The sequence below is a fragment of the Paenibacillus mellifer genome (assembly GCF_023195895.1).
Classification (GTDB): domain Bacteria; phylum Bacillota; class Bacilli; order Paenibacillales; family Paenibacillaceae; genus Fontibacillus; species Fontibacillus mellifer.
The window spans coordinates 22,688-46,849 of record NZ_JALPRK010000022.1 but is presented as its reverse complement, the minus strand read 5'-3'; the positions used below and the strand labels follow the sequence as shown (position 1 = coordinate 46,849).

24 protein-coding genes are annotated in these 24,162 nt (G+C 52.8%); 11 read left to right on the top strand and 13 right to left on the bottom strand.

Going from position 1 to position 24,162, the window contains the following annotated elements; translation table 11 throughout:
• Positions 1-346: 346 nt before the first annotated feature.
• The 3 genes from spoVV (at position 347) to M0651_RS19155 (ending at position 4,032) form a co-directional block, all read left to right on the top strand.
• Positions 347-1,570: a dipicolinic acid transporter SpoVV gene (gene spoVV / locus M0651_RS19165; protein WP_248553335.1), complete on the top strand. Its 1,224-nt coding sequence runs from the start codon at positions 347-349 to the stop codon at positions 1,568-1,570.
• A 109-nt stretch (positions 1,571-1,679) separates the two neighbouring features.
• The gene (locus tag M0651_RS19160) at positions 1,680-2,483 is read left to right on the top strand and encodes an NAD kinase (RefSeq protein WP_248553334.1); all 804 of its coding nucleotides are present in this window, start codon (positions 1,680-1,682) and stop codon (positions 2,481-2,483) included.
• Between the two features lie 55 nt (positions 2,484-2,538).
• Positions 2,539-4,032, top strand: coding sequence for a S41 family peptidase (locus M0651_RS19155; protein ID WP_248553333.1), 1,494 nt, complete (start codon positions 2,539-2,541; stop codon positions 4,030-4,032).
• A gap of 32 nt (positions 4,033-4,064) precedes the next feature.
• On the opposite strand, the gene M0651_RS19150 is transcribed toward M0651_RS19155, so the two are convergent.
• Together M0651_RS19150 and lipA are read right to left on the bottom strand one after the other, a co-directional pair.
• A complete protein-coding gene (locus tag M0651_RS19150) occupies positions 4,065-4,436 on the bottom strand; it encodes a YutD family protein (RefSeq protein ID WP_248553332.1) in 372 nt (123 codons plus the stop codon).
• 12 nt (positions 4,437-4,448) lie between these two features.
• Positions 4,449-5,345, bottom strand: a complete 897-nt coding sequence (gene lipA, locus M0651_RS19145; protein WP_248553331.1) for a lipoyl synthase — start codon at positions 5,343-5,345, stop codon at positions 4,449-4,451.
• A 166-nt stretch (positions 5,346-5,511) separates the two neighbouring features.
• Between lipA and M0651_RS19140 the strand changes: the two genes are divergently transcribed.
• The gene (locus M0651_RS19140; protein WP_248553330.1) at positions 5,512-6,573 is read left to right on the top strand and encodes a M23 family metallopeptidase; all 1,062 of its coding nucleotides are present in this window, start codon (positions 5,512-5,514) and stop codon (positions 6,571-6,573) included.
• Positions 6,574-6,583: 10 nt separating this feature from the next.
• On the opposite strand, the gene yunB is transcribed toward M0651_RS19140, so the two are convergent.
• Positions 6,584-7,459 (bottom strand): sporulation protein YunB, encoded by an 876-nt coding sequence (gene yunB / locus M0651_RS19135; protein WP_248553329.1) that lies wholly within the window; start codon positions 7,457-7,459, stop codon positions 6,584-6,586.
• 269 nt (positions 7,460-7,728) lie between these two features.
• Here yunB and M0651_RS19130 point away from each other — a divergent pair, with 269 nt between their 5' ends.
• Positions 7,729-8,085 carry a hypothetical protein gene (locus tag M0651_RS19130; RefSeq protein WP_248553328.1) on the top strand — a complete coding sequence of 119 codons (357 nt, stop codon included), beginning with the start codon at positions 7,729-7,731 and terminating at the stop codon, positions 8,083-8,085.
• A gap of 60 nt (positions 8,086-8,145) precedes the next feature.
• Here the strand turns inward: M0651_RS19130 and M0651_RS24220 are convergent, their stop codons facing one another.
• Together M0651_RS24220 and M0651_RS24215 are read right to left on the bottom strand one after the other, a co-directional pair.
• Positions 8,146-8,286: a GH36 C-terminal domain-containing protein gene (locus tag M0651_RS24220; protein ID WP_308195554.1), complete on the bottom strand. Its 141-nt coding sequence runs from the start codon at positions 8,284-8,286 to the stop codon at positions 8,146-8,148.
• 16 nt (positions 8,287-8,302) lie between these two features.
• Positions 8,303-8,488, bottom strand: coding sequence for a hypothetical protein (locus M0651_RS24215; protein WP_308195555.1), 186 nt, complete (start codon positions 8,486-8,488; stop codon positions 8,303-8,305).
• Between M0651_RS24215 and M0651_RS19120 the strand changes: the two genes are divergently transcribed.
• Both M0651_RS19120 and M0651_RS19115 read left to right on the top strand, forming a co-directional pair.
• Entirely contained in the window at positions 8,469-10,016 is a 1,548-nt protein-coding gene (locus M0651_RS19120) for a sensor histidine kinase (protein WP_308195551.1), read from the top strand. The genes M0651_RS24215 and M0651_RS19120 overlap by 20 nt on opposite strands.
• A complete protein-coding gene (locus tag M0651_RS19115; RefSeq protein WP_248553327.1) occupies positions 10,013-11,530 on the top strand; it encodes a response regulator in 1,518 nt (505 codons plus the stop codon). The genes M0651_RS19120 and M0651_RS19115 overlap by 4 nt, the downstream gene beginning before the upstream one ends.
• A gap of 66 nt (positions 11,531-11,596) precedes the next feature.
• Here M0651_RS19115 and M0651_RS19110 read toward each other — a convergent pair whose 3' ends face one another.
• Both M0651_RS19110 and M0651_RS19105 read right to left on the bottom strand, forming a co-directional pair.
• Complete coding sequence (locus M0651_RS19110; RefSeq protein ID WP_248553326.1) at positions 11,597-12,388, bottom strand: TrmH family RNA methyltransferase; 792 nt, start codon at positions 12,386-12,388, stop codon at positions 11,597-11,599.
• 33 nt (positions 12,389-12,421) lie between these two features.
• Positions 12,422-13,096: a potassium channel family protein gene (locus M0651_RS19105; protein ID WP_248553325.1), complete on the bottom strand. Its 675-nt coding sequence runs from the start codon at positions 13,094-13,096 to the stop codon at positions 12,422-12,424.
• A 183-nt stretch (positions 13,097-13,279) separates the two neighbouring features.
• On the opposite strand from M0651_RS19105, the gene sspI reads away from it, so the two are divergent.
• Positions 13,280-13,516 (top strand): small acid-soluble spore protein SspI, encoded by a 237-nt coding sequence (sspI, locus tag M0651_RS19100; RefSeq protein ID WP_308195553.1) that lies wholly within the window; start codon positions 13,280-13,282, stop codon positions 13,514-13,516.
• A 49-nt stretch (positions 13,517-13,565) separates the two neighbouring features.
• On the opposite strand, the gene M0651_RS19095 is transcribed toward sspI, so the two are convergent.
• The 4 genes from M0651_RS19095 to M0651_RS19080 form a co-directional block, all read right to left on the bottom strand.
• Positions 13,566-15,149 (bottom strand): peptide chain release factor 3, encoded by a 1,584-nt coding sequence (locus tag M0651_RS19095; protein ID WP_248553324.1) that lies wholly within the window; start codon positions 15,147-15,149, stop codon positions 13,566-13,568.
• A 162-nt stretch (positions 15,150-15,311) separates the two neighbouring features.
• Positions 15,312-16,862: a glucose-6-phosphate dehydrogenase gene (gene zwf / locus M0651_RS19090; protein WP_248553323.1), complete on the bottom strand. Its 1,551-nt coding sequence runs from the start codon at positions 16,860-16,862 to the stop codon at positions 15,312-15,314.
• Positions 16,863-17,035: 173 nt separating this feature from the next.
• Complete coding sequence (locus M0651_RS19085; RefSeq protein WP_248553322.1) at positions 17,036-17,785, bottom strand: spermidine synthase; 750 nt, start codon at positions 17,783-17,785, stop codon at positions 17,036-17,038.
• 25 nt (positions 17,786-17,810) lie between these two features.
• A complete protein-coding gene (locus tag M0651_RS19080; protein WP_248553321.1) occupies positions 17,811-18,623 on the bottom strand; it encodes a YwmB family TATA-box binding protein in 813 nt (270 codons plus the stop codon).
• Between the two features lie 68 nt (positions 18,624-18,691).
• Between M0651_RS19080 and M0651_RS19075 the strand changes: the two genes are divergently transcribed.
• Genes M0651_RS19075 through M0651_RS19065 form a run of 3 tightly spaced genes read left to right on the top strand, consistent with a single transcriptional unit; the run spans position 18,692 to position 22,418 of the window.
• Positions 18,692-19,783, top strand: a complete 1,092-nt coding sequence (locus M0651_RS19075; RefSeq protein ID WP_248553320.1) for a GerAB/ArcD/ProY family transporter — start codon at positions 18,692-18,694, stop codon at positions 19,781-19,783.
• Positions 19,780-21,270: a spore germination protein gene (locus M0651_RS19070; protein ID WP_248553319.1), complete on the top strand. Its 1,491-nt coding sequence runs from the start codon at positions 19,780-19,782 to the stop codon at positions 21,268-21,270. The genes M0651_RS19075 and M0651_RS19070 overlap by 4 nt, the downstream gene beginning before the upstream one ends.
• Positions 21,267-22,418, top strand: coding sequence for a Ger(x)C family spore germination protein (locus M0651_RS19065; protein WP_248553318.1), 1,152 nt, complete (start codon positions 21,267-21,269; stop codon positions 22,416-22,418). The genes M0651_RS19070 and M0651_RS19065 overlap by 4 nt, the downstream gene beginning before the upstream one ends.
• A 22-nt stretch (positions 22,419-22,440) precedes the next feature.
• Here M0651_RS19065 and M0651_RS19060 read toward each other — a convergent pair whose 3' ends face one another.
• Positions 22,441-23,094, bottom strand: coding sequence for a response regulator (locus tag M0651_RS19060; protein ID WP_155606127.1), 654 nt, complete (start codon positions 23,092-23,094; stop codon positions 22,441-22,443).
• A complete protein-coding gene (locus M0651_RS19055; protein ID WP_248553317.1) occupies positions 23,069-24,151 on the bottom strand; it encodes a sensor histidine kinase in 1,083 nt (360 codons plus the stop codon). The genes M0651_RS19060 and M0651_RS19055 overlap by 26 nt, the downstream gene beginning before the upstream one ends.
• Positions 24,152-24,162 lie beyond the last annotated feature (11 nt).

Sequence of the window (24,162 nt, the reverse complement as noted above, 5' to 3'; positions counted from 1 at the left end):
TCCTACCGGAGCTTCTACTTATATGCGGGTCTGGAATCTATCAGTAGCTGCGCCAATCCTCTTCGCCGGAATGGACGAGAGAGGCGCGGATAACATAAACAAAAGCACAGACAAGAACACCTGCGACAATGCTCATGAACATCACTCCATCCATAAAATTTGGCTGCTGCCACGTTTAGGATCGGATCATAGCTGGTTCAAAAGATCCATATTGGTCTTCTAGAATCATTTTAACATAGAAGTTCAGAAATATCAGCCCCTATTGAAACCGCTTCCTTTATTTTTTTGTGCTGTTTGTCCCAGTTAATTCATACACTTCACTATGATTTGATGTGGAGGCGTACCCATGGTATTCAAACGCTTGACGGCTTTTCTATTCCTCATCGCTGCACTTTTGCTAGCTGTGGTGATGATCGGCTACCCGGAAGCCTCCTGGCAAGCCGGAGTCCGCGGTCTGGCCATTTGGTGGGACGTGTTGTTCCCGTCCTTGTTTCCGTTTTTCGTGATCTCCGAGGTCATGCTTGGCTTTGGGATTGTCCATTTTCTCGGCAAGCTGCTTGACCCGTTAATGAAACCGGTGTTTCGGATCCCGGGCAACGGCGGTTTTGTATTGGCCATGGGGTTTGCCTCCGGCTACCCCGTAAGCGCCAAGCTGGCTACCAAGCTGCGCGAGCAGCGCCTCGTTTCCCGAATAGAGGGAGAACGACTTGTCTCCTTTACCACGTCGTCTGACCCGATCTTTCTGATCGGGGCGGTCTCGGTTGGCTTCTTCGGCAATCCGAAGCTGGCCGGTGCGCTCGCGTTATCTCATTACGGAGGGGCATTGCTGATCGGTCTGGTCATGCGCTTCTACCGCCCCGACCGCGATGAGCCGGCAAGCTCCGAAGAAGGCGTTGGATCCGGCCGTTTTAGCCTGAAGTTAGCTTTGCAGGCGATGCATGAGGCCCGGATACAAGACGGACGCCGCCTCGGAGAACTCCTGCGGCAAGCGGTTGTCTCTTCCCTGCAGCTAATGACCGTTGTCGGCGGGCTGGTTGTCTTCTTCTCCGTCATCCTTGAAGTGCTCACGGCCTCGGGCTTTATGAGCTCACTATACGGGGGATTTCGCCATCTCTTGCCGCTTTTGGGACTGCCCAGTCAGCTGGCTGAACCGCTGATGGGAGGCTTGTTTGAAGTCACCTTAGGCGCTAAAGCAGCCGCAGCGCCGGAGGGGATTCCCCTGATGTATAAAGCGGCGGCGGCCGCATTCATCTTGTCTTGGGGTGGCTTATCGGTACATGCCCAGGTCGCCAGCATTCTAAATGGTGCTGACCTGCGTTATTTCCCTTTTCTGGCGGCCCGTTTTCTTCACGCCGTGTTATCCGCCGGGCTGCTGCTGCTCATCTGGAACCCTCTCATGGGGTCCGCGCCGGCTTGGGCTATCGCTTCGCCCAAATTTGGACAAGATGAGGTGCTTTATGGTTGGCAAGCCCTCCCAGGAGCTTTCCGATTCTTTCTGGTGACGATGGCCATCCTACTTATTTTGTCATTCCTGTCCAGTTTCATTCATCGCTTACGGCAGCGAAAATGAAACGTTGTGTTCTTCTGGCGAATTGATTATGATCTTTACAAAAGGATATTCAAGCGCGTGTTCAAAACGACTATGATTTGAACAGCCTCTGTAAAAGGAGCTTGTCAACTTGAGATACTATGTACTTGACCGAGGGGACCCCTTATCCGTCGAATTAAGCCAAACCTTCCATAAGCTGGCGGCTGAGCAGGGACTTGAGCTGGATGCGAAATCCCCGGATATCGTCGTCTCCATCGGCGGAGACGGCACGATGCTTCATGCCTTCCATACGTTTATCGATCAAATTTCTTCCATCGCATTCGTCGGAATTCACACCGGCCATCTGGGTTTCTACGCCGACTGGAAAGCGGACGAAATTCCCGAGCTGGTGCAGATGATGAGCGGACATTCGGATCCCGGATTGCTGAGGCCTCGTATCGTTCGTTATCCCTTGATCGAGCTAGAGCTTCAGAAGAAGTCGGGCGCTTCCTCCCACATCTGCTTAAACGAATTTACGCTAAAGGGCGTTGACGGCACCGTCGTTGCCCAAGTTGATATTAACGACCAGATGTTTGAAATGTTCCGCGGTGATGGTATTTGCGTATCCACTCCGTCCGGCAGTACCGCCTATAACAAAAGCTTGGGGGGAGCCATGATCCACCCGACGATCGAAGCGCTGCAGATCACGGAAATCGCTTCAATTAACAATCGAGTGTTCCGGACGTTGGGCTCACCGCTGGTGCTGCCTAAGCATCATCACTGCGATATTTATTCGCGCAAAGAACAGAACTTGCTGCTGACGATTGATCATGTCAATCTGCCGATGAATGATATGGTCTCCGTCCGCTGCCAGGTTTCCGACCGAAAAATCAGCTTTGTCCGCTATCGGCCATTTCCATTTTGGAACCGGGTGCGGAATGCGTTCCTGGATTAGATAGCGGGAAGACAAGCTCCCGAGTATCGAAAATTATGTAAAGGAAGAACCGAATATGATCTTAACTTCATTCCGCAAGTATGCATTAATCCCGATGTTATCCCTCTCACTGCTGGGCTTGCCGCAAGCAGCCGGAGCGGCGGAGGCGGCTGGAACAGCCAGTACTGCAGAGGCCGGAACAATCATTCAATTGGGGACGACAGAAACATCATCCGATCTCCAGGCGCTCCAGGAAGTATTGAATTATTTGGAAGCCTACAATATTGAAGGCGTAGAACGCCAGGAGTTCCTGGATAATGCGATACGCGGCATGGTTTATTCGCTGGACGACCCTTATAGTGATTATTTCTCGAAAGAGGATCTGCAGGATTTCGAAAATGGCGTTAATCAGGAATTCGTGGGCATCGGAGTTACGCTTCGCTTCTATAATGACAAGCTGTACATCACCGACGTGCTGCCGAATTCCCCCGCATCCAAATCGGGTCTTAAAGCGGGCGATATCATCGCCAAGGTAGACGGGCAAGCAGTGACCAGCAGCGAGGACGTAGCGCGGATTCAAGGGGAAGAGAACACCCTGGTCAAGATCACGGTGAACCGGGCCGGACAGACATTGGTTTATCCGATTACGCGAGCCCATTTCTCGCTGCCTTCGGTCACCGGATCGGTCATTCCTTCCAGTAGGGTCGGATACATCGCGGTTTCCTCCTTCTCCGATACGGCGGATGAAGAGTTCGCACAGAAATTAACCTCCTTGCGTCAGGCTGGGATTAGCGCACTCGTCTTGGACTTGCGCGACAATCTGGGTGGTTATGTCGAGTCAGCCGCCAATATCGCCAAGCACTTCATGAAGGATGGCGTTCTGATGTATACCGTCGACCAAAGCGGCGAACTACAGCCCGTTGAGATCACGGGCGGCGAAGACATTGGGATGCCGGTAGTCGTGCTGACCAACGGGCTCTCCGCCAGCGCTTCGGAAATATTAACGGGTGCGCTTCGCGACAACGGAATCGCCAAGGTCGTTGGAGCCCAAACTTACGGGAAAGCACGTATCCAGAACGTTTTCCCGTTATCCAATGGCAGCTCCCTGAAGCTGACCGTACAAGCTTACCTGACACCGAAGCAAGTGGATTTCAACCATGTCGGCCTGAAGCCGGACCTCGAGGTGAACAACAACGCAGCCGCGCAGTTGATTACCGGAATGTATGAGGCTGGTGCCCGGAAAGTCAGCGTAAGCGGCGGACCTGCTTCGTTGAATATTAACGGAACGGCTTTCCCGGGTTATATCGATGTCATCCAAAGCGGCAAGCAAGTATACGCTCCATCCCGTTTGTTGTCCTCGCTGATTCAAGGCACTCCGGCCTGGACCTCGAGCATTGGAAAGTTAACCATCACCGATCCCCTCGGCAAGCAAGCCGGCTTCACGTTGGCCGCCAAAACGGCCAAATTGGTGGATGGTGAATCCTATCTGGAACTACATGAGTTCCAGAAGAAATATCCGAAGCTAACCTGGAGCTATAAACAAGGCATTCTGAACTTATCCATCAACTAATCCACTCGACGTAAAGAAACGGCCTCCGATTATTATTCGGAGGCCGTTTCTGTTTCTTGTAACTGTACGCTTTTTCCGCTACCACTTTCTTTGTCCTTAGGGGTATCCTTTTCCTTATGGTTGTCTTTCACCTTCTGGAGGACGAAATAAGCGCAGCCGAAATTACAATATTCATTGATATAATCCGTGATTCCGGAATAAGCCGTATCTCGGTTCGCCTTGGGATGATTGTCTCGCAGAAAGCCCTTAAGGCGGAGCTTCTCGTAACCCCAGTCCCCAATAATATAGTCGTAGCGGTCGAGGACCTCGCTGTACCGCTGCTTAAATGCTTCGGGATCCCAAGCTTCCCGATAATTCTGAATCAGTTCGTAGGTTCTGCCCCCGATTTGAATCAAAGGATCCATCCTCCTTCTGGTTTACGACGAAGCGGGAACGCCTGCTTGTTTCTTGGCCGAATTGACCTGTTCATGGGCGTGATACGAGCTGCGCACGAGCGGACCGGATTCCACATGGCTGAAGCCCCGCTTCATCCCTTCTTCCTTCAACTCCGCAAATTGCTCAGGCTTGTAGTACTTCTCAACACGCAGATGCTGTGGTGTAGGCTGCAGGTATTGTCCAATTGTCAAAATATCGCAATCCACGGCCCGCAGATCATCCATCCCCTGCAAAATCTCGTCCCATTCCTCGCCGACGCCCAGCATGATGCTGGATTTCGTCGGGATATCCGGCTTCATGACTTTCGCCCGCTGAAGAAGTTCCAAGGAGCGGCGATATTTCGCTTTCGCCCGGACACGGTCGGACAACCGTTCCACCGTTTCGATGTTGTGGTTCAGAATATCTGGTTTCGCATCCATTACAACACGTAGCGCTTCTTCGTCGCCCTGAAAGTCGGGGATAAGCACTTCTACGCTGCAAAGGGGCAACCGCTCGCGGAGCGCCTTGATCGTTCCAGCGAAAATACTGGCCCCGCCGTCCTTCAAGTCGTCCCTAGCTACGCTGGTAACTACGCAATGGCGCAAACTCATTTGCTCTGCCGCTTCAGCAACACGCTGAGGTTCCTGCAAGTCAAGCTCGGTCGGCAGACCGGTATTTACCGCGCAGAAGCGGCAGGCCCGTGTACAAATATCGCCCAATATCATAAACGTCGCGGTGCGGTTCGCCCAGCACTCATATATATTCGGACAGCGCGCTTCTTCACAAACGGTATGTAAGGTTTTGGAGCGCATCATTTGCTTGATGTCTTGATAATTATCTCCTGTTGTCAGCTTGATACGAATCCAATCCGGTTTCGGTTCCTGGATTTGTTTTGCCAAAGCGCAAGACCTTCCTTCTTGTGATTTAAGCCGTAGCGCCATTTATTATATCATGAAACCACTGGAAAAACCTACTTCGCAAAATGGAATAAAAACACATCATTTGCCTCAATCTAAGAGAGGTCACGAATCGCGTGCAAAATAAAGGCGAAGGAGGAAGCTTGCCTTGAGGTCTTATCGATTTGCCCGCGGCAAAGCGGTTTGTTGTATCGTCGCCGTTGCGTTTCTCACTTCATCATGGCCGGGAGCCGGGTTCATAACCACCGAGGTCGAGGCCGCCCCAGGAACATCGACGGCAGAGGCGGTAACCCGTGTTTACGATCAAAGGCGCTTGTTATTCGAGGAAATGGAGTTGCTCACGAAGGTTCCCTGGTATTGGCTTGCCGCAGTAGACCAATACGAACGCACCATCACTCCGCGGAAGGAGCAACAGCAGCAGGAGCAGCGAGTTACCGGATTCCGCTTCCGGGAAGCATTTTGGACCGGCCCGTTTAATCCGGATCCCGAGGACCGGAATCCGGCGACGATCGAATTGTTTGGCGGCAGCGGGAAAGACGCCACCGCCGATGGAGCGGCCGATCCGAAGAACGATCGGGACGCCTTGTTTACCTTAGCTTCTTATTTAACCGGCTTCGGCTATAAGGAAGAAGACTTCCGCATCGCCCTATGGCGTTACTATCAAAACGATTCCGCCGTGGAGCGAATCCGCCAATTCGCGAAAATGTACAAGAACTGGGGTCGGCTGGATTTAACTGATAGTGCATTCCCGCTGCCGCTGCGCAGCATCTATACCTATCGAGACACCTGGGGGGATCGGCGCGGCTGGGGAGGTTTGCGCATCCATGAAGGAACCGACCTGTTCGCCCCGATGGGTGTAACCGTACGCAGCGTTTGTTACGGCGTGGTGGAGACAAAAGGGTGGAATCCCTACGGCGGTTGGCGCATCGGGATCCGGGATATCAGCAACCGATACCACTATTACGCGCACCTGCAGGGATATGAAAAGGGCATTGAAGTCGGCCATTTCGTCGAACCGGGTCAAACCATCGGATGGGTTGGCAGCAGCGGTTACGGCCCGCCGGGAACCTCGGGGAAATTCCCGCCGCATCTGCATTACGGGATATACCGAGATACCGGAAGCACGGAATGGGCGTTTGATCCTTATCCGCTGTTGAAGAAATGGGAGCAAGCCGAACGCTCCAAAAAAAATAAAAGGGCGTCCAGATAACCGGCGCCCTTTAATTATGTCCCCCTGTATTCATATCTGGGTTGGACGGCTCCTCTGAGCTGGTGTTCCCTGCTCCTGTATTCCCGGCGGGTTCCCCTGATCCGTTGGCCCCGTCCGGCGTAACCGTCTCTTCCTTGGTTGCCGGCGGTTCCGCCGTATCATCGCCGCCCGGCAACGCCGGAAGCGCAATGTTCGGGGCATCCGCTTGGCCCTCACCGACCGGATTGCCTTTACTGTCATAGTAATACATGGGCACATCCCCGACCACGAGCAGATAGGAGACCGGGATTTCCGTTTCCACCGCCTGTGACTCCATATCAAAGGGGACAACCACGGCCAGTTCCGTCTTTACCCGAAGGTACACTTCCACAAGGATCATATTGATGCCGGCATCCTGGCGTCGGGTATTCAAGTCGACCTTCACATCCCCTTTGGGCTCGATCTTGATCGGGATACTCGGGCCAAAGGAAGCCAAGAGCGGACTGCCGAGAGCCTGCCCCAGCGGAATGGTTTCCGATAGCCGGGCCACCTCGTCCAGTGTGTGCCGAACCGTTTGAATCGTCTCGGAGGTCACCTTCATATGGGCGGAGTAGTTCAGCATGAACCCGGTAATTTTACCGTTATCATCCGTCTTCCAATCGATCAGCTGCCCAACCTGCTGTTGATTCGCCACCTGAGCGGTAATCGCATCATTGATGGATTCGGTGGCGATCTGTTTGACTCGAATCTGGGCTAGGTGAACGATCGGTCCTGTCATCCGGCGCTCCACGTACTGAACAAATTGAACCAGAGCAATAATCGTAATGATCACGACAGCGATCCAGACTTTCCTTCTGCGCTTCGGTCGTCTTGTCCGGCTCCGCCATCCGCGTCGTCGTATCCGCATGTTTCACCCCCTGCAGCGGGAAAACCCCTAGAGGTTGTTCTCAACTTCCATCTCTACAAGTTATGCGGGACAGAGGTAAAAAAGAAGGACGCGCAGGTGGAAACGGAAACTTGTATGATTTGTCACTTGATTTTTCGCAACCAATTGCTTATAGTTCTCTAGTATCACTTTTTTTTAGTCTTAAAGTTCTAGATTGTAGCTTCAAAAGCTCTCATGATTTGTGATATAATATTCAGTACAGTGTATAAATATACAAGGGGATCAACATCATGAACAGCTCAAAAACAATGTATCAAATCACCCTAGAGTTAAGGAAAGATCAGCTTGCTTCCAGGATAACACCGTGGAGACTACTCGTCGAAACGAATCGTTATTACGAGATCAAATCGATTACCGGATCGGTCAAACGGCTGTATAAAGAGAAGCTAAATACCGCCATCCAGGAAACGAAGCACTACTCCGACGGTATTCTTGCCATTTCCGCGTTCTGCCAGGAGGAGCAGATTGAGGATATTCGTTCGCACCTCATTGAACAATTGGACGCTAAAATCAACAATTATTTAAAAGACCTGGAATTGAACAAAAAAGCACTTTGTTCGAAACTAGCCATCAAAAGCTATACCTAAAGTAAACCCCGAAACCATGGTTTCGGGGTTTTATGCTTCTTGATGAAGAATAGCTTTCGGTTAGTCGATAAGCTTCAAACGAACCGAATAACTAAAGTAATCTTTCAGCTCCGCAGGGAGCATAATCCCGATAGCCATCAGGCGATCCCCTTTCATCACTAGTCCGCTCTCCTCGACCTTGTAGACCTTCTCAGGATCCAGTCCTTTTAAGCGTAACTTACGCCGCGGCGCATTCGGCTCCGCTAATACTTTGGAAATAGTACGCCAGGGCCTCGCTCCGATCTTCGGAGACGAACATCCAGGCCGCTTCGTGCCCGGCAAACGGGCTGACCAGACGATACATATCGCCCTGCTGAACCAGAGAACGGATCTCTTTATACCGCTTGATTTGCGCTTTGGCCAAATCCTTCTCCTCGTCGCTGAAGCGGGTCAGATCCATCAAAGCAAACAATACGTATGATACCGCCAGCGATTATATCAAATTAACCACAGACCGGGCTCTCAAAGGTACGCTGCCGCAATACTTGACGAATACCCGCCCAGATATCTTGAGTACGCTGATTGTACCCGTCAAGGGTCAAGCGTATTTGACGTCGAAAGGTTCGATTTCCTTGAAGCCTGACTTCGCCTTTCGTACGCAAGATTGGTACCAGCAGGCCTACAACGGCGACGGACAAGCGGTCTTTATCAGCTCTCATCCTCAGGACTACTTGAACCTGGAAACCGTACCGCAGGCGTTCTCGGTAGCTCGTTTGATTAAGAACCCGGACACGAGACGCCCACTAGCCGTGATCATGGCGGATGCGGATAAGAGGGTGCTGGAGAAAATCGCCAGTGACGTCGACTTTAACGTCTCTTCCATCGTCGTGATCCTGGATCAAAGCGGGAACACCCTATACGCCAACCAAACCGTGCCGGAGGAGCTGAAGGAGCAATTATCCTCTTTTCGCCAGAAGGATCGGTATGAAAGTAACAACTATTTAGGCATTTCCAAAAAAATCAGTCCCGCAGACTGGCGAATCGTCGTGTTTCTATCCAACCAGGAGAAGAAGGACCAAGTTCGGTGGATTTATATCGTCGCGCTCCTGCTCACGGCGGCTGCCCTTCTAGTCACCTTTGGCGTATTGATTTATTTTACCCGCTGGATTGTGAATCCTTTCAAACGAATGAATTACGTTATGCACAAAGTAAAGAGAGGCGACTTGTCCGAGCGGTATACCTTACCCGGAAACGATGAGATTGCCCAGCTCGGTCATTCCCTCAACAGCATGGTTTCTCGTCTGGATGAGCTCATCAACCAGGAATATTTAGCGAAGCTGGCCCAGCAGGATGCCGAATATCGGGCGCTGCAATCGCAGATTCAGCCTCACTTTTTATATAACACGCTGAACGGATTTATCGGCTTGAACCGGGAAGGCCGCACGAAAGAACTAGAAACGGCGATCATCTCTTTGAGTTACATGATGCGCTACAGTTTGGAACCCGTCCATGAGACGACCCTTGAGAAAGAACTGAACATCCTGCGCAAATATTGCATGCTGCAACAACTCCGGTTCGATGATCGATTGGCTTTCCAGATCAACTGCGATCCGGACGCCGCTTCATTCCCGATCCCTAAGCTGCTGCTGCAGCCATTGGTCGAGAACTGCATCATCCATGGCGTTGAACCGGCTGATAAGGAAATGGTGTCCGTGTCGGTACAGGCTCAGAGAAGGGAAATGGACTCGCAGGACTACATTGAGATCGTGGTCAAGGACGACAGTGTGGGGTTTGACCCTTCCGCCTCCAATTCAGAGGACCAGATTGGGTTATCCAATGTCCGAACCCGTCTAATCATGAGTTACCCGGATGCCGTGATGGAGGTAGAGAGCCGGCCGGGTGCCGGAACCACCATCTCGATTCATATTCCGACGAAGGAGCACTACCTATGAAAATCATCATCGCGGATGACGAGAAGCTGATTCGTTCTACCTTAAGAAGTATGCTTCAGGAGCTGGAGCTTAAGAACTTGCCGTGCCAAATAATTGGAGAAGCTCGAAATGGCGAGGAATTGCTGGAGTTATTACGCCAAAACACACCCGATCTCGTATTCGTGGATATCAAAATGCCGAAGCTTGACGGCATCGAGGCCATTCGGATTGGCAAGACGCTGGCTCCGCAGGCAAGTTGGGTCATTCTTAGCGGGTTTATGGAGTTTGATTACGCGCAGCAGGCGCTCCGGCTGGGAGCCAGCGATTATTTGCTAAAGCCGGCTGAACCGGAGCAACTGGAGAGATGCGTCCGGGAAGCGAGGATTGGACGCGAACGGGACGCTCAATTTCTTGATTATGAATTCGAACACTGGTTATCGAATCGCTACCGGGAGTTCCAAACGGGGCCGCTGCGGCAAGACCCTGCCTATGACGGTTATTGCTTCTATAGCGTGCTCTTCTATGGAGTTCACAGGGGCAAGCCGTCGGCTTCCCGATTAAACGATCTGGCCTTGAACCTCCAGCAGGCGGCACAAAAGCACTCGCTGACGCAAGGAATTCGTTGCGGTCATCTGCAATTAAGCGAGGATAATCTAACCTCTGTCTGGGCTTGGCCGACTTTGGACGCTGTATTAAACGACGAGGTTAACCAGTACTTGCGACGTCAGATCATGATGACCCTTGGGCAAGGGCGACGAGAGGAGACTCCATACTTACCTTTGACGGTCCTGCAGAGCGAGAACAGTCTCTCGGCGGGCGAACTGTTTGGGCAGTTGGAGGAACTGCATGCAGCTTCGGTCCTCAGGGCTTCCCTGATGCTCAATAAGTTATATTCCTTGGCCGAGCTGCGTGCCGAGACTGCTGCGGAGGAAGTTTCGTCCCTCAGCAGATCGGTTCATCAACTTGTCAGCTTATACCTGGACCGAGATTATGTCGGTTATCACAATAAGTTAATCGCGTTCGGCAAGCAGCAATTGCCTGGGTTGCACGGGGATTCCGTACGCTATCAACGGATCACCGTTTTTTTGAAGGAAGCGATTTGTCCTGCCCTTCACGTGAATCTCCAGCCTGCAGCATGGATTGAAACCCTCCAGCGTCAGGGAGAACTCCTGCTGAGCCAGGAGGGGAAGGGAGCCGCTGCGGCGAGCGGCGATCTCGTAAAGCGGGCCATGGATTATGTTGACGAGTATTACCAAGAGGATATTTCCATCGGCTCTCTAGCGGAAGAGCTTCAGGTGACCCCCAATTACTTGAGTTCTCTGTTTCATAAAAAACAGGGTATCACCTTCGTCAAATACGTCACGAGCATTCGTATGTTGAAAGCGAAGGAATTGCTCCTGACCGAGCCGGATTGTAAGGTTCAGGATGTCGCCCAACGCGTTGGCTATTTCAGCTCTCGCCATTTCACCAAGTTGTTTGTCGAGCACTATGGCTGTTATCCTTCCGAAATCCGCAAGAAGCTGGGGGAGGCCTAAAAAAAGACCGGAAGCGATCCTTTCAACTAGGATCTCCTCCGGTCTTTCTCTTACATATGGCCTGCCTTAAGAAAAATGCCGCTGCCGCATCGCCTCATATAGCAGTACGGACGCGGCCATCGCCACGTTCAGCGACTCTGCCCTGCCGCGCATCGGGATAAGCAGCCCGTCATCCATCAGCCCGCGGACTTCCGGGCTGAGGCCGCTGCCTTCGCTGCCGAACAGCAGCCACACCGGCTGCGTGAAATCGTAGGCGAAGCAATTCGCCGCCGCCTGCAGGCTCGTGCCGGCCAGGCGAATGCCCCGCTGCTTCGCCTGCGGCAGCACCTCTGCCAGGTCGCTATGCACGACCGGCAGATGGAACAGCGAGCCCATGGTGGCGCGCAGCACCTTGGGCCCGTAAATGTCGGCGCAGCCTGCGCCGACGATCACCCCGTCCGCCCCGACCGCGTCGGCGCTGCGGATGATGGTGCCGACGTTGCCGGGATCCTGCACGCCGTCCAGCACCACCACCAAACTCCGCTCCCGGTCCAGGAGCGGAGCAACCCTCCCGCGGTCCTTGCGCACGACCGCGAACACCGGCTGCGGCGACTTCGTGTCGCTGCACTTCGCGATCACGGCGGCGGACACGCCGATCCAATCGACGTCCAGCCCCGCGGACGCCGCGGCCTGCAGCTCGGCCGGAATACCGCCGAGAGTGTCGTAGCAGACACATTCCACGTCGGCCTGCGCCTCAAGCGCCTCCTGCACCAAATGAAGGCCTTCGATCAAATATTTGCCTTGCTTGTCCCGGTTTTTCTTCTCAAGCAGTCCCGCCCATTCCTTGACGCGGGGGTTCTGCGCGGACAATATCTCCATACCCATTCCATCCTCATCTTTCGACCGCTTGTCTTAAGACTCCGCGTAAGCCAGCTCCAGCTTCGTCAGATCGCTTTTCTCACCGACAATAACTAGTATATCCTCTTCCGTCAGACGGTCCGTTGCCGCAGGTGAGATATTCATTTTGCTGCCCCGCTTGATCGCCATCACGTTGCAACCAAACCTCGCGCGGATATCCAGCTCCTTCAGATTCTTGCCGATCATCTGCGAGCTGACGCGCATCTCCACAATACTGTATTCCTCTGACAATTCGATGTAATCCAAAATGTTCGGGGAGGTCAGATGATGCGCCACCCGAAGTCCCATATCCCGTTCCGGAAAAATAACCTTATCAGCACCAATTTTCTGCAGTACCTTGCCGTGCAATTCGTTCTGCGCCTTCACGACGATGAGCGGACCGCCCATATCCTTTAGAATCAGCGTTGTTAAAATACTGGCCTGGATATCTTCACCGATAGCCACAACGACGACGTCAAAATTACGAATCCCCAGTGCGCGCAGCGCATCTTCATCGGTCGAATCCGCGGATACCGCGTGAGTGACCTGGTTCGCAACGGCTTGCGTATGATGCTCTTCGGCATCGATGGCCAGTACATCAAAGCCCATGTTGCTGAGTGCCGTTGCCACACTTAACCCAAACCGGCCCATACCGATCACGGCAAACTGTTTTTTGGCTGTATTTGCCATGCTCTCACCACCCATAACATAATTCTCATCCAAATTAGTATACCACAATCTTCATTCGCAGTTTTCTCCGGATGACTGCTTCTTCCCCTCATCCCTTTCGTTAAGGGAGGTGCTTGTATGTTCACCGAACCGATCGGGCAAATTAACACCGGGCAAGTCACATATTTCAAGGAGGGAAAAACCGTGCCATCCATTACACTCGACCTGCGTCAAGCGGTTATGCACAAAATCCACGGCCAAGATGAGCAGGGGCTGCGGGCGATGATCGAGGGCTCGATCGATGCCCAGGAAGCTGCGTTGCCTGGCTTGGGTGTTGTCTTCGAAACGATCTGGAAGCATATCGATACGTCCGAACAAAACGAACTGGTATCCGTGCTCAAGCAGCAAGTGGATCAGGCCAGCCTCAAACCGTTGAAATAGAGTTGCCCGCTACAACAAAGACCGCCCTGTCTAAGGGCGGTCTTTCCGATTAAGGCGCAGTCTCCAGGAACTTGGCATCCGGATTCTTCTCCATCGCCGTCCGCATCGCATATTCGTTCTCGAATAATGCGACGTAATTGCCTTTCTTGTCCTTCACCAGCGTTGAATTGATCCGGAACTTGGATGGATCGATCTTGTCGCTCACGATCCAGCGCGCGAATTGGAACGGCATCCGTTGCAGTTGCACGTCTACGCCGTATTCGCCTTTCATCCGGTATTCGAACACCTCGAACTGAAGCTGCCCGACCACTCCAAGCAACGTGTCCTCGAAGCCAACCGTCGTGAACACCTGGATCGTACCTTCCTCGGTCAATTGGTCAATGCCCTTCTGATATTGCTTATGCTTCAGCGCGTTCTTCACCGTTACTTTGGCGAAAATCTCCGGCGAGAACGTCGGCAGCTCGTCAAATACGATTTCGTTGCCTTGGCTAAGCGAGTCGCCAATCCGGAAAATTCCCGGGTCAAACAACCCGATGATATCCCCCGGGTAGGCCTCGGTAACGATATCGCGATCCTGGGCCAGAAATTGCTGAGGCTGGGACAGCTTAATTTCCTTCCCCGCACGCACATGCTTAACAGACATCCCGCGTTCGAACTTGCCTGACACAATGCGCATGAAAGCGATTCGGTCGCGGTGCGCCGGATTCATGTTCGCCTGGATCTTGAATACATATCCCGAGAACTTCTCATTTGTTGGTTCAATCATACCTTGCGTGCTGCGGCGTGGTTCCGGCTTAGGCGCCAACTGCAGGAAGTTCTCCAGGAACGTCTGCACGCCGAAATTGTTGACTGCACTGCCGAAGAATACCGGTGTCAGTTGCCCGTTAAGGACCTTCTCCAAATCAAACGGATCGCCTGCAACATCCAGCAGCTCGAGATCCTGACACAGCTGATCATGAAGATAATCGCCGGCCATCTCACGGATCACGGGATCATTATAGCCGTCCACCTTCTTCACCTGGATCGTGGAGTGATCGTCGCCCTGGAACAACTCTACCTGGTTCTTCATTCGATCATAGACACCGGACAACTCCCGGCCCATCCCGATCGGCCAGTTCATCGGCACCGAGCGGATGCCCAGCACCTGCTCGATTTCCTCCATCAGCTCAAACGGACTTCGGCCTTCCCGGTCTAGCTTGTTAATGAAGGTGAAGATAGGAATCCCCCGCTTCGCGCACACCTGGAACAGCTTGATCGTCTGCGCCTCGACGCCTTTGGCCACGTCAATCAGCATGACCGCACTGTCCGCCGCCGTCAGCGTACGATAGGTATCCTCCGAGAAATCCTGGTGACCCGGTGTATCCAAAATGTTCACCCGATGGCCGTTATAATCAAACTGCATGACGGAAGAAGTGACGGAAATCCCCCGTTGCTTCTCAATCTCCATCCAGTCACTTGTCGCGTGTTTACTCGCTTTGCGCGCCTTGACCGATCCGGCGAGGCGAATTGCGCCGCCGAACAGCAGCAGTTTCTCGGTCAACGTCGTTTTCCCGGCGTCCGGGTGGGAAATGATCGCAAACGTGCGCCGTTTGTCCACTTCCTGCTGCAGCACTTGGTCCAATGCTTTGTTCATGCTCACTTTCCTCTCGTTCCACAAATTCACGTTCTCTATTGTAACATATTTTGTCCTTCCGTTAAGCAAAAACACCTTATATCCTGGCCGGGACATAAAGGTGTTTCCAGCTAACCCTATTCTATTCGCCCGCCGCCCTTGCAGGTGACGGAGCGCTCTGTACTAATTCTGCTTGATCCAGATCACATTGTCTTCTTCCTGACCGTTCACCGGCCACCAGTGGAAACCGTCCTGCGCGAGCAGCTCATCCGCATCCTTCGGCCCCCAGGAGCCGGCAGGGTACGTGCTGATATCGGACGGGTTTTGCGCCCAAGCCGCTGCGATCCGATCAACGAAAGCCCACGCCGTCGCCACTTCGTCCCAACGGGTGAAGTAGGTTGAATCCCCTTGAGCCGCGTCATGAATCAAGCGTTCATAAGCTTCCGGCGAATTGATGCCCACCAGGCAGCTTTGGCAGAATTCCATTGCCAACGGCTCAATTTGCGATTCCGAGCCCGGCTTCTTGGCGTTGATCTTGATGTAGATCCCTTCCATCGGGTTCACGCGGATGACCAACAGGTTCGGTTCCAGCGTATGCTTTTGGCCGAGATAAACGTTGGTTGGCATCTGTTTGAATTCGACGACAACCTCTGTGGTCTTCACGGGAAGTCGCTTCCCGGTGCGGATATAGAACGGCACGCCCGCCCAGCGGAAATTGTCCACGAACACTTTGGCCGCAAAATACGTTTCCGTGTTGGAGTTCGGGTCAACCTTATCCTCCTGGCGATAGCCTGGCAGCTTCTTGCCTCTCGCTTCCCCTTCGGTATATTGACCGCGCACCACGTATTCCTTCACTTCCTGTGCCGAATCATAAGGCCGCAGCGACCGCAGCACCTTCACCTTCTCGTCGCGGATGTCCTCGGGGAACAAGCGGCTTGGCGGCTCCATAGCGATCATCGTAAGCATTTGCAGCATATGGTTCTGCCCCATATCGCGCAGCGCACCGGCATGATCGTAATACCCGCCGCGTTCCTCTACGCCAACCGTTTCGCTGAGCGTAATTTGCACGTTGGCGATGTGCTTGTTGTTCCACAGCGGCTCAAAAAAGGCGTTCGCAAAGCGAATCACTTCAATGTTCTGGACCATTTCTTTGCCGAGATAGTGGTCGATCCGGTAGATTTCTTCTTCCTTAAACACCTGGCTCAATTCTTCGTTCAGCTTCTGAGCCGATTGCAGGTCGTAACCAAATGGCTTCTCGATCACCAAACGGTGCCAGCCGCTGGTATTCAGCATACCGCCCTTCTGCAGGTTAAAGGATACGCTGCCGAACAACTCCGGTGCCAGCGCCAGATAAAACAGACGGTTTCCGGGAATACCAAAACGCGTTTCCACGGATTCGGTTAACTCTCGGAGCTCACGATAGCCATCAACGTTATTGATGTCCAGCGATTTATAGGAGAAATGATCGGCAAACCTCGCCCATTGCTCCTTGTCTCCGATCTTATAACGGCAAAATTCCTCGATAGAACGATAAAGATCCTCCTTAAATTCCTCGTCCGAACGCGGACGACGGGCAACGCCAACCACGGCGAAATCCTCAGCCAGTTTGCCTTCGCGATATAAGGAATAAATGGCCGGGAAGAGCTTGCGGCGCGCCAAGTCTCCGGTGGCTCCAAAAATGAAAAATACCGCCCCTGGGGGCCGAACAGTTTCCTGAGTTAGATTTTCAGCCATGGCTCCTCATTCTTTCTATGTAAGATTAGTGATCGTTCATTTCAATTCCCGATCAAGTACATGTCTTTACACGGCATCACGGGATGTGATGCCATTTTAGCATATTCGCCTCTTCGATGCCATCATATAAATTTCAGAAAACAAACGTTTTTCAGAAACTTGTGCAAACTTTTCTAGGGTGTCCGTTCATGGATGAGATGCCCTGCTCGAGGCTCAATCTCTCCAAAACCTGCCATGCCGTGTAATTCATACATTATCGGCTTCTGGCTGCCTGCGATAATCATATTCCTTAGAGCATGAGGTTGATCTGACGGCAGCGTAAAGACTCGCACATAGGTCATCGCTTCCCGCAAGGTTGAGGTCAGTGCGGCAACCCATCCATCGTCGGCTCCTCGGCCGAACACGTTCAGAAGCAGTAAACCTTCTCGATCCAACCTCTCTGCGGCAAGCCGAAAGAATCCCAACGAGGTCAAATGGGCCGGAGTTCCCTGTTCGGAGAAAGCATCCACAATAATGCCGTCGAAGGTTCCCGGCTGCTCCTCTTCCAGCAGGCTGCGACCGTCCCCGATTTTCACCGGTCCACCCGAATATCCGAAATAGGTGCGGCTAATCTCCTCCACCAGCGGATCAATCTCCGCCACCGTGACACGAACTCCATTCAAATGTCTAGCGATCGTTCCCGTCCCCTGGCCGATGATGAATACCCGGCACAGCTCCGTAACATGGCGCTGAAGTAAATACAGCATCGCACGCGGATATTCTAGTATGATCCGTTTGGGCCGCTTCATATCCATGGCGCCTTGTACTGCCTCGCTGGCGAATTGCAGGACGCGAAACTCCCCGCGTTCGCCATATAGCTCGTCCGTTTCATAGACGGAGATTTCCGAGTAGCGGCTTCGTTCTTGCTGCAGAAGACGTCGCACCTGCCTCTCGCCTCCTTGATCTTCTCTAGTATTCCACAGTCAGCAGCGGAGTGCCGATCGTGATCTCATCCATGCCGGTACCGCTATTGCGGTGTACCGCAAGCTGCAATGCCACACGATGCCCACCGCTTTGGACGGCTATCGGTAAAGCGTCAACCGAATACGTTCGGCTAGCCGTTAGTTCATCCGCAAACTCTTCCGCCTGTTTCAGCTTGAGCTTTGGGAGTTGATTGATTTTGGTTTCCAGTTTATCAAACGTGACATCGAGTTTGCGCTTACCGGATGCTGTCTTCCCAACAGCTGCGGCGGCAGGCCAGGCCACGCCCTGAACCGCTGCGTTCCATTCGGCCTGTACGCCTTCGTCCGCCAGGGACTCCCCCGCCATTCGCTGGGCTTCCTGCAGACGCTCCAATGCGGCGGCTTCATCACCTACCGCTTCCATTCGAAGCATCGCGTAGTGCTTGCCCTCCTCAAGGGTAGTCAGCTCCAACTCGGCTGGAAAGCCCTCGATCTGTCCCTTGGCCTCATACACCACGCGTCCTTGGACGGTCCCTGCTTCCGGCACCGGCAACCCCAACCGGCTCGCCAACACCCCGGCGGCTTCTTCCGGAGCGAGCAGCGAACTCCATTCGCCTTGCCACTTCAACGTCAACTGGAAGGGATCCGGCGTCACCGCTTGGCCCATCGAATACAGGGCAGCCAACTGCTGCTCCGCCGCGTCAATTGGCCCGGGGGCTATCGCTTCACGACCGGTTTCCTTCAAGCGCTGTAAGCCCACCAGCAGCATGGCGCAAATGAGGATCAACAAACCGATCTTCCATAACTTACGGTTTTGCATGCCACGAACCTCCTCTGCGAATAATAAAACCATGAATAGAGCCAGAACCTATCAGATGGGAGTAGCTTATGATCCGCTCACCGAAACCAACGAAACTGCAGGCCATCATGACCTTGATGCTAACCATAGGGATCACGAACCATGTATTCATCATACCTGCACTGCTGCAAATCGCCAAACGCGACGCCTGGTTCTCCGTGCTCCTTGCTGCTATTCCGTTTGCGATCGTGGTGTGCTTGATTGGGTTCGCCTCATCTCGGATCGGAACCGAGGCGCTTCCCGAATGGATTCGCCAACGGCTCGGGCGATTTCCTGCTTTGCTCTTTCAATGTGTTATGACGGTATTTTTCTTCGCAACCGCGTGGTTTAGTTTATTTGATACCGTGATGTGGATGAAAGTGACATTCCTGCCGTATACCCCCGTCTTGGCTACCTCTTTGGTTCTCATGTTATTATGCCTGGGCGGAGCCCTGAAGGGGATGAAGACAATTGCCATCACCTCCGGCATCCTGCTGCCGCTTGTTGTGCTGCTTGGCTTCTATGTCGCCATCGTAAATGTGGAATTCAAAGATTACAGTCTGCTGTTCCCCCTATTAGAGCAGGGTTGGGACCCGGTAATCCGAGGTGTCTTGTACACCTGCTCCGGGTTATTTGAATATTATTTTATCTTTTTTCTACAGCCGTATCTGAAGGCCCCCTTAAACAAGAAGCAACTCTTCATTTTCGCGTTCATTCTTTTTGGTTTAACTTTGGGTCCATTAACCGGTGCCATCGCCGAATTCAACCCGTTTGAGGCGGCCGTCCAGCGATATCCGGCTTACGAGGAATGGAGAATCGCAGGTTTCGGCAAATATGTGTCGCAAACGGACTTCTTTTCCATCTATCAATGGTTATCCGGGAGTTGCATTCGCATTTCCTTTGCCTTGATCGTTATCGCCGATATGTGGAGGGTACCTGCCGCTCGCTGGAGGCCGTCTTTGCTCATCACCCTTGCTGTAATTCTCGTTCCGCTAAGCTGTTATACCTTCTCCGATGTCACGTTCCAGCATCTCATGATCCGATACATCTTCCCAATAGACGCCTACTTTATCTTAGGAATGACACTTATCCTAGCCGCTGTCAGCATGTTTAGACCACGCAAGAAAGGACGATCCACATGAATCCGAGCGACCGGCCCTCCGACCAGCAGGACGGACCTATTGATATCCCGTTCTTGGACCACTACTTTCAACATTCCGCCGACGTGAAGATCCGCCGGTTCGATGCGGACGCGGGACAGGACCATCCGATCACCTTAATCTACTGTGAACCGATGACGGACATGAAGCAGCTCAACGACGTCGTTTTTCCGCGTCTCGCCAATCTGTTTCGGGACCAGGCCGAACCCGGGATCAAGACGATCGGACGGAATCGTTACTTGCCGCTGAGCCCGATCGAAGGACCGGACCTGCTGCATCATCTTTCGCTGCAAGTTTACTCCGGCAAGCTGGTCATTTATTTCGAAGAGAACCAGGCCTTCTACAGCTTAGATATTTCGAACCCGCCGAGTCGTTCTCCCGAAGAGGCCAGTACAGAAGCAGCCGTAAAAGGATCACGCGACGGATTTACGGAGAATCTAACGACCAATATCGGCTTGATTCGAAAACGGCTTCGTACGCCCACGTTATGTGTGGAGGAATTCCTAAAGGGGACGCGGGGAGAAACGCGAATTGCTCTGTTTTATATCCAGGATATCATCAATCCGGATATTCTCGAGGAGGCGAAAACCCGGCTGCACGGGATCGATACCGATGCCATCATAGGCACCTCCTATATGGAATCTGTCATAGCCGGTCCACATCGAAGAGCGATCTTCCCGCTAACCGATTATTCAGGAAGGCCTGATTACGTCTGTGATACCCTGCTGGCAGGCCGCTTCGCCGTATTGGTAGACGGGAACCCGATCGCCATCGTCGCTCCCGTTACGCTCATGAATCTGCTGATTTCTCCGGAGGATGCCAATACTCCTTTTTATATCGTATCCGTGCAGAAGGTGCTAAGAATTGTCGGACTTACGATCGGCTTGTTTCTGCCGGGCTTCTACGTGGCGTTAACCAGCTTCAACCTGGAGCAAATTCCCGTCCCGCTGTTGGCGACCATCAGTAACTCCCGGCACGGCTTACCTTTTCCCGTCCCGCTTGAGACCTTCATCATGCTCTTTCTGTTCGAAATCTTCAACGAGGCGGGTAAACGATTGCCTCAAGCCATGGGACAAACGATTACGGTGGTAGGCGGTTTAATCATCGGCGATGCCGCGATTCGTGCTGGGATCACATCTCCGACGATCATCGTTACTGTAGCGATCGCAATTGTGGCCAGTTCAACCTTGGAGAATCAGACGTTAAGCGGTACGGCGTCCCATCTTCGGATCGGCATTCTGCTGTTGTCTTCCATTTTCGGGATGTTTGGATTCTTGGTCAGCTTTATCGGATTGGCTCTTTACCTCTCCTCCTTGGAGTCCTATGGCGTACCCTATCTGTCCCCGTTCTCCCCGTTTGTAAAAACCGACTTTGCCAAAGCCGTACTGAAGAATCCGTCGGACACGATCAAGAAGAGGCCACGCATCCTTCATCCACTCGACAAAACCGCAAGGAGGGACAAACCTTGAGAGCCTCATTAGCGATCCTAGTACTTGTGTTTAGCCTGCTGCTGACAGGATGTTGGGATATGAAAGAAACGCAAAACATCAATTTCATCACCGCGCTGGGAGTCGATTATAAGGAAGGCCGCTATATCATCTACAGCCAATTACTGGACTTTGCAGAAATTGCCAAACAGGAAGGCACCGTTGAAACGGGGAACGGTAAAGTGTGGATCGGCCAGGGCGAGGGGAGAACGATCGATGAGGCGTTGAACTCCCTCTATCCCGCCTCGCAGCAGCGAACGTTCTGGACCCATGTTAGGGCGATCGTCTTCTCCAAGGCGCTACTCGACAAGCACTTGACTGAAGCCGTCAATGGCTTAATCCAAAACCGCGATCTTCGGTATACGCCTTGGGTATTTGGCACCTATCAGAACATTCCCGATATTTTCTCGAGCATATCCCTTCTTAATGAATCAGTATTAAATTCGGAGCTGCTTGATCCCGAGGAAATATTTAGGCAATACTCCTTCATTGAGCCAATTCGAGTCATTAATCTGATGAACGGCGTGAAGGAACCGGCCGTTACGGCACTATTGCCATTGATCAGCTGTACGACCAAGGTCTGGAAAGGGGAGGGCGAGCCCGTTTCCCAAGTGAAGCTTGTCGGGGCTTATGCCATTGCGCAAGGAGCGAACCGCGGACTCGTTAATTCAGCGATGCTCCAGGGCGCCAGATATATCGCTTTCAATCGAATGATCATATTTCCATTGACACTAACCTTGGAAGACGGAACGCCGGTAACGCTGAGCATTATCCATAGCAAATCGGACGTCGGGGTCCGCGCTAATGATGAATACCCTAAGGTTCGTATCCAAGTACGGATCAAAGCCTATATCACCGAGGCGGGAACGGCCAGCGGAGTCTCTGCCGCCACGATCGACGAGCTGGCGGAGAAGAAAATTGAACAAGACATCCGGCGTTCCTTTGATGCGGCGAAGGCCAAACAAATCGATCTCTACAACCTGGAAGAGAAGCTGTACCGTGATGAGCATGCGCGTTGGAAAGAGCTAATGTCGCGTGGTAAGCCGCTAATTTCCTTGATGGAACTGGACGAGGTCCAGGTCGAAATGAACCTCGTTCATTCCTCCTCCTATAAATTGCTGAACCGGTAAAAAAACGGTTTGTCGGAGCTGGTTACTCCGCCAAACCGTTCTTATAAGCATAAATAGCCGCCTGGGTGCGATCCTCAACCCCCAGCTTTGCTAAAATATTGGTGACATGGAATTTGACCGTCTTGATCCCAATAATCAGATCATCGGCGATATCCTGATTCGATTTGCCCTGAGCCAATAACCGCAAAACATCCATTTCGCGTTCGGTTAACTCCTCGTGAGCCGGCGCCTCCACCTTAGGCTGACGGAACCGGTTCATCATCTTGGAAGCGACCTGCGATTCCAAGACCGATTGGCCGCGAGCCGCTGCCCGGATCGCCTCGGCGATTTCGGATGCCCGCGAAGTTTTAAGCAAATAGCTGAAAGCCCCGGCTTCGATAACCGGGTACATCTTCTCGTCGTCCAGGTAACTGGTGAGGACGATCACTTTACAATCCGGATGCTGCGCGAGCAGTTGCCGGGTGGCTTCGATCCCGTCCATCCCCTCCATGACGAGATCCATCAGCACGACATCTGGCCGGTATTCCTGTGCCAGGCGGATTCCTTCTTCTCCGCTGCTGGCCTCTCCGACGACCTCGATGCCGTCTTCCGTGCCAAGTACCGCCGCCAGGCCGATTCTCACCATTTCATGATCATCCACAAGCAGTACTTTAATCTCCTTGTCTTCCATCTCCATGGCTGACCTCTTCCCCGCTTTCTTCAATAATTAATGGAACGGTAATCTCAATGCGCGTCCCTTTGCCGGGCGCCGTGATAAACTGAATCGATCCGCCGATTTCATGGATGCGTTCCTGCATGTTGGACAGACCATAGGAGGCTTGCTTCTTATCATCCAGCTCGAAGCCGATGCCATTGTCACGCAACGTCACCTTGACCGCTTCGCCCCGTCGGTGAATCCGAATCTCCATTTTGTCCGCCTTGGCATGCCGCAACGTATTGGACATCGCCTCCTGAATGATCCGGAACAGATGGTTTTCGATGCCCTTACCTAAGCTCAAGTCCTCGTCCATCTCAAGCGTTAAATCCATCGGGACCTTGGTTTTCAATTCCTTAACCAGATCGCGCAAACCTTGGGACAACTCCTTGCCTTCCAGGTAGACCGGCCGCAAATGAAGCAATAACGCTCGCATTTCCGACTGGGCGACCGAAGCCATTTCTTCGATCAACTCCACCTGGCGTTGCGCCCTGTCAAAGTCCTTATCCAGTGTTCTCCCTACGGCCGTGGCCGTCATCGAGATGGCAAACAGCTGCTGGGACACGGCATCATGCAGCTCTCGTGCGAGCCGCTGCCTCTCCTCCACAATGGCCGAAACTCGAGCTTGCTCGGCTAATTGGGCATTATGCGTCGACAATCGCTGAAGGGAGGACACTTGCTCCTCCCAGCGTTTACCGATCCGCTCCAGTTGCTCCGCCAGTCGGCCGAGTTCGTCTTCGCCAAGCTTTGGAACGCTCCCGGTTTGGTTGCCTTTCTCCCATTGCAGGAGCGCTTCACGTAGTCCGTCGATTTGGCGTTTGGGACGATATCCCTGTATTAAACCGTAAGCCGCACCGATGATGACAAGCAGCGACAGTAACGTAACCCCGGCCTTGATGCCCGTCCTCCAAGACGTTTGGGGGTGGAAATACCCGTATGTATACAGCACGTAAAAGGTGGCTGCCATCATAATGACAGACAGGAGAATCCCTCCGCGCATGCTGCGGGATACCATATTGCTCGGCTTTTTCGATTTCATGCGGGATGTTC

Bases quoted from the DNA above. Each gene is read 5' to 3' on its own strand.
- M0651_RS19110 (WP_248553326.1), bottom strand. From the start codon at position 12,388: ATGGAGATATTGTCCGCGCAGAACCCCCGCGTCAAGGAATGGGCGGGA.
- M0651_RS19075 (WP_248553320.1), top strand. From the start codon at position 18,692: ATGATCCGCTCACCGAAACCAACGAAACTGCAGGCCATCATGACCTTG.
- M0651_RS19060 (WP_155606127.1), bottom strand. From the start codon at position 23,094: ATGGAGATGGAAGACAAGGAGATTAAAGTACTGCTTGTGGATGATCAT.
- M0651_RS19070 (WP_248553319.1), top strand. From the start codon at position 19,780: ATGAATCCGAGCGACCGGCCCTCCGACCAGCAGGACGGACCTATTGAT.
- M0651_RS19130 (WP_248553328.1), top strand. From the start codon at position 7,729: ATGAACAGCTCAAAAACAATGTATCAAATCACCCTAGAGTTAAGGAAA.
- M0651_RS19150 (WP_248553332.1), bottom strand. From the start codon at position 4,436: ATGGATCCTTTGATTCAAATCGGGGGCAGAACCTACGAACTGATTCAG.
- M0651_RS19055 (WP_248553317.1), bottom strand. From the start codon at position 24,151: ATGAAATCGAAAAAGCCGAGCAATATGGTATCCCGCAGCATGCGCGGA.
- M0651_RS19155 (WP_248553333.1), top strand. From the start codon at position 2,539: ATGATCTTAACTTCATTCCGCAAGTATGCATTAATCCCGATGTTATCC.
- M0651_RS19105 (WP_248553325.1), bottom strand. From the start codon at position 13,096: ATGGCAAATACAGCCAAAAAACAGTTTGCCGTGATCGGTATGGGCCGG.
- M0651_RS19095 (WP_248553324.1), bottom strand. From the start codon at position 15,149: ATGAACAAAGCATTGGACCAAGTGCTGCAGCAGGAAGTGGACAAACGG.
- zwf (WP_248553323.1), bottom strand. From the start codon at position 16,862: ATGGCTGAAAATCTAACTCAGGAAACTGTTCGGCCCCCAGGGGCGGTA.
- spoVV (WP_248553335.1), top strand. From the start codon at position 347: ATGGTATTCAAACGCTTGACGGCTTTTCTATTCCTCATCGCTGCACTT.
- M0651_RS19115 (WP_248553327.1), top strand. From the start codon at position 10,013: ATGAAAATCATCATCGCGGATGACGAGAAGCTGATTCGTTCTACCTTA.
- M0651_RS19080 (WP_248553321.1), bottom strand. From the start codon at position 18,623: ATGCAAAACCGTAAGTTATGGAAGATCGGTTTGTTGATCCTCATTTGC.
- yunB (WP_248553329.1), bottom strand. From the start codon at position 7,459: ATGCGGATACGACGACGCGGATGGCGGAGCCGGACAAGACGACCGAAG.